Consider the following 8,851-nt stretch of genomic DNA (forward strand, 5'->3'; position numbering starts at 1 on the left):
CCCCACGCCAAGATCGTGCTCGAACCAGGATGTAGTGGCCTCGGTGGCGCACCGAGGCCACTACATCAATGATCGAGCGCGATCTTGGCTTGTTCGGGGGTCGGCCGACCGGTTTCAGGCGGTCACCGGGGGTCGCGACCGAGGTAGGAGAGCAGGGCGGCGACCTCGTCGGCCTCCGGAGCGCTGTCGATCGCCGGAGCGTACGCGCCGTAGGCTCGCAGCGGCTCGACGATCTGCCGGGCCACCACCAGCAGGGGACGGGCCAGTTCGGCGCCGAGCGGGGACGGCTGGCCGGTGGCCACCGCGATGTCCCAGGCGTGCACTGCCGCGTCCAGGGCGCACGCTGTGGCACCGATCTCGGCCGGCAGCTTGCCCTGAGGCAGCGGAGTGGGCACCTCCGGGGCGTCGTCGGCGACACCCTTCCAGGCTCGGGCGGACGCGTCGAGGGCAGCGCGCAGGCCGGCGAGCTTGTCGCCGTCGACCCGGCCGGAGGGCGCGAACGGGTCCTCCGTCGGCCCTGGCCCGCCGTCGATCGCCGACGCAAAGGCGAGCTGGTCGCCGGCCGCGTGCTGAAGCACCTGGGTGACGTTCCACCGGTCGCACGGCGTGGGCCGCTCCCAGGCGTCGGCAGGAACCCTCTCGGCTGCCGTCCGAAGCGCCTCGTGCGCCGCTTCGAGCACGGTCCGCCACTGCCCCGCTGCCATCTCGCTCATCGTCCTGCCCTCTCTGCCGGCTTCCAGCAAGCTTTCCCGGCCCGCCTACGGACCGGAATATTCCGCTCCGCTCGATGAACCCAGCTTAGCAGACCGGAACGATCCGTTCCACTACTTTCGCCTGGGCCTGGAACGCGTCGAGCGCGGTACCCGGACGGGTACCGCGCTCGACGAAGTGGGATCGGGTCAGACGTTGAAGCCGAGGGAGCGGAGCTGGTCCCGACCCTCATCAGTGATCTTGTCCGGGCCCCACGGCGGGAGCCAGACCCAGTTGATCCGGATGTCGTTGACCAGGCCGCCGCCGGGGCCGGTGGTCAGCGCCTGCCGGGTCTGGTCCTCAATGACGTCGGTCAGCGGGCAGGCCGCCGAGGTGAGCGTCATGTCCAGGGTGGCGACGTTCTCGTCGTCGACGTGGACGCCGTACACGAGGCCCAGGTCGACCACGTTGATGCCGAGCTCCGGGTCGACGACGTCCTTCATCGCCTCCTCGATGTCGGCGATCATCGCCTTGCTGACGCCGCCCGCGGGAGCGGCGGCGTCACCGGTGCCATCGGTCGTCGCGGCGTCGGTCTGCGGCACCACTGTGGTGTCACCGGCCTCCGGCGTCGCCTCAGTAGCGGTGTTCTCGCTCATGCCATCCCTCCGCTTCGCTCCGTGACGCCATGAGGCACCAACGCGCTGAACCACTGATTCGCTCGCTGACGCTCGCTCATGCCGTCCCTCCGCTTCGCTGCGTGATGCCACAGGGCACCACGGTGTCATTCGCTCGCTGACGTTCGCTCACGCCTTCACCTCCGGGCTCACACCCACACCGGCGCGTGCCGCGGCGTCCTTGAACGCCATCCACGGCAGCAGCGCGCACTTGACCCGGGCGGGGTAACGGGCCACACCCGCGAAAGCAACCCCGTCACCGAGCACGTCCTCGTCCGGCGTGACCTGGCCACGTCCGGACATCAACTCCACGAACGCCTCGTGCACCTCGAATGCTTCCCCGGCGCCCCGACCACGCAGCAGCTCGTGCAGCACACTGGCCGATGCCTGGCTGATCGAGCAGCCCATCCCGTCGTACGAGATGTCGTGCAGCACCGTGCCGTCGGTGGCCACCCGTACGGTGACCTCGTCACCGCAGGTGGGGTTGACGTGGTGCGCCTCCGCGACCTGGTCGCCGGGGTCGTCGGCATCGCGCAGGCCACGCCCGTGCGGGCGCTTGTAGTGGTCCAGGATGATCTCCTGGTAGAGCTGGTCGAGCTGCATCAGTCGAACACCTTCCGCACCTGCTCCAGACCGGCCACCAGAGCGTCGATCTCCTCGGTGGTGGTGTAGAGGTAGAACGAGGCCCGGGTCATGGCCGGAACGCCGAACCGGCTGCACACCGGCTTGGCACAGTGGTGGCCCACCCGCACCTGCACGCCGAGCGAGTCGAGCACCTGACCCACGTCGTGCGGGTGCACGTCACCGAGCGCGAACGAGATGGTGCCGCCCCGACCCACCGGCACGGTCGGACCGAAGATCCGCAGGTCCGGCACCGAGCCGAGAGCGTCCAGCGCGTACGCTGTCAACTCCTTCTCGTGCCACTGGATGGCCTGCATCCCGATGCCGGTCAGGTAGTCGACCGCCGCACCGAGCGCGACCGCCTCGGCGATCGGCGGGGTGCCCGCCTCGAAGCGGGCCGGCGGCGCGGCGAACGTCGAGCCGGCCATGGTGACCGTTTCGATCATCGAGCCGCCGCCGAAGACCGGCGGCATGGCCGCCAGCAGCTCACCCCGGCCCCAGAGCACACCGATGCCGGTCGGACCGCACATCTTGTGGCCGGTGAAGACGATGTAGTCGGCGTCCAGGTCGACCACGTCGATGGGCAGGTGCGGCACCGACTGCGAGCAGTCCAGCAGCAGCAGCGCACCCACCTCGCGGACCCGCGCGGTGATCCGGGAGGTGGCGTTGACAGTGCCGAGGATGTTGGACATGTGCACCAGCGAGACGATCTTCGTCCGTTCGGTGACCAGATCCTCCAGGCCCGACTCGTCCAGCCGCCCCTGGTCGGTGACGGGGAACCAGCGCAGGGTTGCGCCGGTCCGCTCGCAGAGCAGCTGCCACGGGACGATGTTCGAGTGGTGCTCCATCTCGGAGATCACCACCTCGTCGCCCGGACCGAGCCGGAAACGGGGGTCGGCGTCCGGACGCAGCGAGGCGTTAGAGAAGGCGTACGCCACGATGTTGATCGCCTCGGTGGAGTTCTTCGTGAACACCACCTCGTCGACGCTGGGCGCGTTGATGAACGCGGCAATCTTCGCCCGCGCCCCCTCGTACGCCTCGGTGGCCTCGGTGCCCAGGGTGTGCACCGAGCGCGACACGTTGGCGTTGTGCCGCGCGTAGTGCTCGTCGAGCACGTCGAGCACCTGGCGGGGCTTGTGCGAGGTGTTGGCGCTGTCGAGGTAGACCAGCGGGTGCCCGTTGATTTCCCGATCGAAGATCGGGAAGTCGGCGCGCACCCGGGCCACGTCGAAACGCGGCACGTCGTCGTACTGCGGCATCCCCGAGGGGATCGCGATGCTGGTCATCTCGGCAGCGCCTCTCCCGCTCAGGCCTTGGCCGTGCCGGCCCCGGCGGCGTACCGCTCGTAGCCCTCGGCCTCGAGCTTGTCGGCCAGTTCCGGGCCGCCCTGCTCGACGATCCGGCCGGCCACGAAGACGTGCACGAAGTCCGGCTTGATGTAGCGCAGGATCCGGGTGTAGTGGGTGATCAGCAGCACGCCGGTGTCGCCGGTGTCGCGGACCCGGTTGACGCCCTCGCTGACCACGCGCAACGCGTCCACGTCGAGACCGGAGTCGGTCTCGTCGAGGATCGCGATCTTCGGCTTGAGCAGCTCCAGCTGGACGATCTCGTGCCGCTTCTTCTCACCACCGGAGAAGCCCTCGTTGACGTTGCGCTGGGCGAACGCCGGGTCCATCTGGAGGCGCTCCATCGCACCGCGCAGCTCGCCGCCCCAGGTACGGAGCTTCGGCGCCTCGCCGTCGATGGCGGTCTTCGCGGTCCGCAGGAAGTTCGCCACCGAGACGCCGGGCACCTCGACCGGGTACTGCATGGCCAGGAAGAGGCCGGCGCGGGCGCGCTCGTCGACCGTCATGGCCAGCACGTCCTCGCCGTCGAGGGTCACCGTGCCACCGGTGATCTCGTACTTGGGGTGACCGGCGATCGAGTACGCCAGGGTGGACTTGCCGGAGCCGTTCGGGCCCATGATCGCGTGGGTCTCGCCCGACTTCACGGTCAGGTCGACGCCGGCCAGGATCGGCTTGAGCTCACCCTCGGGCAGCTTGACCGACACCTTCAGGTCGCGGATCTCCAGGGTGCTCATTATCGGGTCACTCCATTACTCGGCGTCAGGCTGAGGTAGATGTCGCCGTCGCGGACTTCGACGGGGTAGACGGGGACGGGTTCGGTGGCGGGCAGGCCGGTCGGCTCGCCGGTGCGCAGGTCGAAGCGCGAGCCGTGCAGCCAGCACTCGAGCGTGCAGCCATCGACCTCACCCTCGGAGAGCGCGACCGAGGCGTGCGAGCACTCGTCGTACGCGGCGTAGAAGCCGCCGTCCTCGCCGTGCACCAGGGCGATCGGCGTGCCGTCGACGTCCGCGCTGATCGCGGTGCCCTTCGGCACGTCCTCGGTGGAGCAGATGCGGATCATCAAGCGCCCGCCTTGGTCAGCCGGGCCTCGATCGCGTCGCCGAGGCTCTCGCGCAGCGACTCCACCGGGATCTTGTTGATCAGCTCGGCGAAGAAACCACGCACCACCAGCCGGCGGGCCTCGCTCTCCGGAATGCCCCGGGCCATCAGGTAGAACAACTGCTCGTCATCGAAGCGGCCGGTCGCGCTGGCATGGCCGGCACCGGCGATCTCGCCGGTCTCGATCTCCAGATTGGGTACGGAGTCCGCCCGCGCGCCGTCGGTGAGCAGCAGGTTCCGGTTGATCTCGTACGTGTCGGTGCCGGTCGCCTCGGCCTGGATCAGCACGTCGCCCACCCAGACGGTGTGCGCGCTCTCGCCCTGCAACGCGCCCCGGTAGCCCACGTAGCTGCGGCAGTCCGGCACATTGTGGTCGACCAACTGCCGGTGCTCCAGGTGCTGGCCGGAGTCAGCGAAGTAGACGCCGTACAGCTCGGCCTCGCCACCGCGCCCGGTGTATTCCACGCTCGTGAACTGCCGGACCAGGTCGCCACCCAGGGACACCTGGATGTGGATGACCTTGGCGTCCCGGCCCAGCTTGATCTTCAGGTGCTGGGCCTGGACCGCGTCGTCGGCCCAGTCGGCGACCGTGACCAGCGTCAGCTTCGCGCCGTCGGCCACGGCCACCTCGACGTTGTCGGCCAGAGTGGCCGACCCGACGTGCTCCAGCACCACTGTCGCCTCGGCGAACCGGCCCACCTCGACGAAGGTGTGACCGAACGCCGGCTGCTCGACGCCCTCGCCGACCACCCGCAGCCGCACCGCCTCACCGAGCACCACGTCGGAGGCCACCCGCAACAGCAGGGCGTCCGCGGCGGCACCGTAGGCCAGCGCACTGACCCGGTCGACCGGGATCAGCACGCTGCCGACCCGCTCGTCGTCGCGGCCGACCCGGGTGATGGCGACGCCCTCGGGCAGGTCGCCGTACTCGTGTCGGACCGCGCCGGTCGCGGCCGGTGCCTCGCTGGTCAGGCCGCGGAGGCGCTTGAGCGGGGTGAAGCGCCACTCCTCCTCCAGGCCGGTGAGGGCCGGGAAGTCGGCGACGTCGTACGAGCGCAGCGCCTGCGACTTGGTGCTGGGCGGCGGCGCGGAAGCCTGGGTAGTCATTTCTTCCTTGGTCTGTTCTACGACGACGGTGTCAGGTGCTCGGTAGGGCGGGCGGCGTCAGCCGACCGCGCCCTCCATCTGAAGCTCGATCAGACGGTTGAGCTCCAGGGCGTACTCCATCGGGAGTTCCTTGGCGATCGGCTCGATGAAGCCGCGCACGATCATGGCCATCGCCTCGTCCTCGCTCAGGCCCCGGCTCATCAGGTAGAAGAGCTGGTCGTCGCTGATCTTGGAGACGGTCGCCTCGTGCCCCATCGACACGTCGTCCTCACGGATGTCGACGTACGGGTAGGTGTCCGAGCGGGAGATCGTGTCGACCAGCAGCGCGTCGCACTTGACAGTGCTCCGGCTGTGGTGCGAACCCTCCAGCACCTGCACCAGACCCCGGTACGAGGTGCGGCCGCCGCCACGGGCGATCGACTTCGACACGATGGTCGAGGAGGTGTGCGGCGCGGCGTGCACCATCTTGGCGCCGGCGTCCTGGTGCTGACCCTCGCCGGCCATCGCCACCGAGAGCACCTCGCCCTTGGCGTGCTCGCCGGTCATGTAGACCGCCGGGTACTTCATGGTCACCTTGGAGCCGATGTTGCCGTCGACCCACTCCATGGTCGCGCCCTCGTGGCAGACGGCGCGCTTGGTGACCAGGTTGTAGACGTTGTTCGACCAGTTCTGGATGGTCGTGTAGCGGCAGCGCGCGTTCTTCTTGACGATGATCTCCACGACCGCGCTGTGCAGCGAGTCGGAGGAGTAGAGCGGCGCGGTGCAGCCCTCGACGTAGTGCACGTACGCACCCTCGTCGACGATGATCAGCGTCCGCTCGAACTGGCCCATGTTCTCCGTGTTGATCCGGAAGTAGGCCTGCAGCGGGATCTCGACGTGCACGCCCTTCGGCACGTAGATGAACGAGCCACCGGACCACACCGAGGTGTTCAGTGCGGCGAACTTGTTGTCGCCGACCGGGATCACCGTGCCGAAGTACTCCTTGAAGACGTCCTCGTGCTCGCGCAGCGCCGTGTCGGTGTCCAGGAAGAGGACGCCCTGCTCCTCAAGGTCCTCGCGGATCTTGTGGTAGACGACCTCCGACTCGTACTGCGCCGCGACACCCGCGACCAGCCGCTGCTTCTCCGCCTCCGGGATGCCCAGCCGGTCGTAGGTGTTCTTGATGTCCTCGGGCAGGTCCTCCCAGCTGGTGGCCTGCTTCTCGGTGGACCGCACGAAGTACTTGATGTTGTCGAAGTCGATCCCGGTGAGGTCCGCGCCCCAGGCCGGCATCGGCTTACGGCCGAACAGCCGCAGGCCCTTCAGCCGCAGGTCGAGCATCCACGCCGGCTCGTTCTTCTTGGCCGAGATGTCCCGCACCACCGCCTCGTTGATGCCGCGCTGGGCGACCGCCCCGGCGGCGTCCGGGTCGGACCAGCCGTACTCGTACCGACCCAGGGCGGCGAGCTGCTCTTCCTGGGTCAGGGGCTGGACGATCTGCTCGGTCATCTATCTGTCCTCACAGTGGTTACGGGATTACCGGATTGAGCGCGGCCCGACTGAGTCGGGATGTGCGTGGTGCACACCCCGTCGCCGTGCGCGATGGTGGCCAGACGCTGCACGTGGGTGCCGACCAGACGGGAGATGACCGCGGTCTCGGCCTCGCACAGCTGAGGGAACTCGGCGGCCACGTGCGCCACCGGGCAGTGGTGCTGACAGAGCTGGCCGCCGGAGGCGATCGTGGTCGCATTGGCAGCGTAACCCTCGCCGGTGAGCGCTGCGGCGAGTGCCTCGGCTCGGGCGAGAGGGTCGTCGCCGGCGTCCTCCATGGCCGTCCGACAACGAGACTCGAGAGCCGACACCTGCTCGGTGGCGAACGCCTCGACCGCGTCCGAGCCGCCGCTGCGGGCGATCCAGCGCAGCGCGGCGGTGGCCATGTTGTCGTAGTGGTGTGTGCCACAGCGGACCCGGGCGGCCTCGGTCAACAGGAACACCTTGGCCGGGCGCCCCCGACCGCGACTGCCCTGCACAGGCTGCTCGCGGGCGTACACGTCACCGTCAGCAAGCATCGCGTCGAGGTGCCGGCGGATCGCCGCCGGGCTGAGCCCGAGCGCCGCGCCAAGCTGCGCAGCGGTGGTGGCACCCTGCTCCAGCAGCAACTGGGTGACCCGATCCCGGGTGGAGACCTCGGCCGCCGCCGGCCCGGCGAGGCCGGCCGACATGGTCACGGCAGGCGCGGAGGCGGACCCACCGAGGGCCGGTACGGCCGTCGGTTGGTGCCCGGAGAGCGCCGCCGCGTTTTTCACAACGCCAACGTTACGTAATTACCCGGAGGGTCGCAAACCCGGGCCCCGGTGATCCCAACCACCGAGCCGACGGAGTCGGACGAACCTCGATCACTACGGTGCGTAGGATTTGCGCCGTGAACCGAATCGTCCGTCCGGTCTCCGGCATCCTGCTGCGCCGCCTCGCGCTCGCCTCGATCATCGCGAACGTGGGCATCGTCGTCACCGGCGGGGCCGTCCGGTTGACCGCCTCGGGCCTCGGCTGCCCCACCTGGCCCCGGTGCACCGACGATTCCTACGTCACCACGCCGGAAATGGGCGTGTACGGGGTGATCGAGTTCGGCAACCGCATGTTGACCTTCGCGGTGGCCCTCATCGCGCTGGCCACCCTGCTCGCAGTCCTGGCGCACCGGCCGCGCCGACCCGGTCTCCTGGCGCTGGCCGTGGGGGTCTTCCTCGGCATTCCCGCCCAGGCGGTGCTCGGTGGCATCACCGTGCTGACCAACCTCAACCCGTGGGTGGTCGGGCTGCACTTCCTCGCCTCGATGGCCGTGATCGCCGCCGCGTACGCCCTCTGGCGACGCATCGGCGACCCCGACGGCCCAACCGTGGCCGTCGTGCCCGCACCGCTGCGCGCGCTGGCCCGGGTCACCACCGGCGTCACCGTAGCCGTGCTGGTCGTCGGCACCTGGGTCACCGGCAGCGGCCCGCACGCCGGCGACCACGGCGCCGCCCGCAACGGGCTCGACCCGGAGACGATCTCGCAGGTGCACGCCGACGGGGTCTTCCTGCTGATCGGGCTGTCGGTAGCGCTGATCTTCGCGTTCCGCGCCGTCGGTGCGCAGCGAGCCACCCGTGCCGCGATCATCCTGGTCGCCGTGGAGCTGGGTCAGGGCCTGATCGGCTTCGTGCAGTACTTCACCCACCTGCCGGCGATCCTGGTCGGCGCGCACATGCTCGGCTCCTGCCTGGTGCTGCTGGCCGCCCTGTCGGTGCAGTGGTCCACCCGGGAACGCCGCGCGGTCACGTCGACCCCCCAGGCCCCCCAGTC

General features: G+C 69.4%; 10 protein-coding genes. 1 reads left to right on the plus strand and 9 read right to left on the minus strand.

From position 1 onward, the window contains the following. Positions 1–122 precede the first annotated feature (122 nt). The 9 genes from DLJ58_RS15805 to DLJ58_RS15845 all read right to left on the minus strand — a co-directional run bounded on the left by DLJ58_RS15805 (position 123) and on the right by DLJ58_RS15845 (position 7,821). A complete protein-coding gene (locus DLJ58_RS15805; protein WP_244218959.1) occupies positions 123–713 on the minus strand; it encodes a TIGR03086 family metal-binding protein in 591 nt (196 codons plus the stop codon). A gap of 186 nt (positions 714–899) precedes the next feature. Further along, the gene (locus DLJ58_RS15810; RefSeq protein ID WP_124821554.1) at positions 900–1,346 is read right to left on the minus strand and encodes a metal-sulfur cluster assembly factor; all 447 of its coding nucleotides are present in this window, start codon (positions 1,344–1,346) and stop codon (positions 900–902) included. A gap of 147 nt (positions 1,347–1,493) precedes the next feature. Next, entirely contained in the window at positions 1,494–1,967 is a 474-nt protein-coding gene (sufU, locus tag DLJ58_RS15815) for a Fe-S cluster assembly sulfur transfer protein SufU (RefSeq protein ID WP_091403700.1), read from the minus strand. After that, positions 1,967–3,271, minus strand: a complete 1,305-nt coding sequence (locus DLJ58_RS15820; RefSeq protein WP_124857168.1) for a cysteine desulfurase — start codon at positions 3,269–3,271, stop codon at positions 1,967–1,969. The genes sufU and DLJ58_RS15820 overlap by 1 nt, the downstream gene beginning before the upstream one ends. A gap of 20 nt (positions 3,272–3,291) precedes the next feature. After that, entirely contained in the window at positions 3,292–4,065 is a 774-nt protein-coding gene (gene sufC, locus DLJ58_RS15825) for a Fe-S cluster assembly ATPase SufC (protein WP_007462702.1), read from the minus strand. Further along, entirely contained in the window at positions 4,065–4,391 is a 327-nt protein-coding gene (locus DLJ58_RS15830) for a non-heme iron oxygenase ferredoxin subunit (RefSeq protein ID WP_091403693.1), read from the minus strand. Before DLJ58_RS15830 ends, sufC begins: the two co-directional genes overlap by 1 nt. Continuing rightward, positions 4,391–5,536: a Fe-S cluster assembly protein SufD gene (gene sufD, locus DLJ58_RS15835; RefSeq protein ID WP_124857170.1), complete on the minus strand. Its 1,146-nt coding sequence runs from the start codon at positions 5,534–5,536 to the stop codon at positions 4,391–4,393. Before sufD ends, DLJ58_RS15830 begins: the two co-directional genes overlap by 1 nt. A gap of 57 nt (positions 5,537–5,593) precedes the next feature. After that, positions 5,594–7,024, minus strand: coding sequence for a Fe-S cluster assembly protein SufB (gene sufB, locus DLJ58_RS15840; RefSeq protein ID WP_074312771.1), 1,431 nt, complete (start codon positions 7,022–7,024; stop codon positions 5,594–5,596). Then, entirely contained in the window at positions 7,021–7,821 is an 801-nt protein-coding gene (locus DLJ58_RS15845; RefSeq protein ID WP_425271315.1) for a helix-turn-helix transcriptional regulator, read from the minus strand. Before DLJ58_RS15845 ends, sufB begins: the two co-directional genes overlap by 4 nt. A gap of 98 nt (positions 7,822–7,919) precedes the next feature. Between DLJ58_RS15845 and DLJ58_RS15850 the strand changes: the two genes are divergently transcribed. After that, positions 7,920–8,851 (plus strand): COX15/CtaA family protein (locus DLJ58_RS15850; RefSeq protein ID WP_167493707.1); only part of this gene is annotated, 932 nt, incomplete at its 3' end.

The sequence above is a fragment of the Micromonospora arida genome (assembly GCF_003857035.1).
Taxonomy (GTDB): Bacteria; Actinomycetota; Actinomycetes; order Mycobacteriales; family Micromonosporaceae; genus Micromonospora; species Micromonospora arida.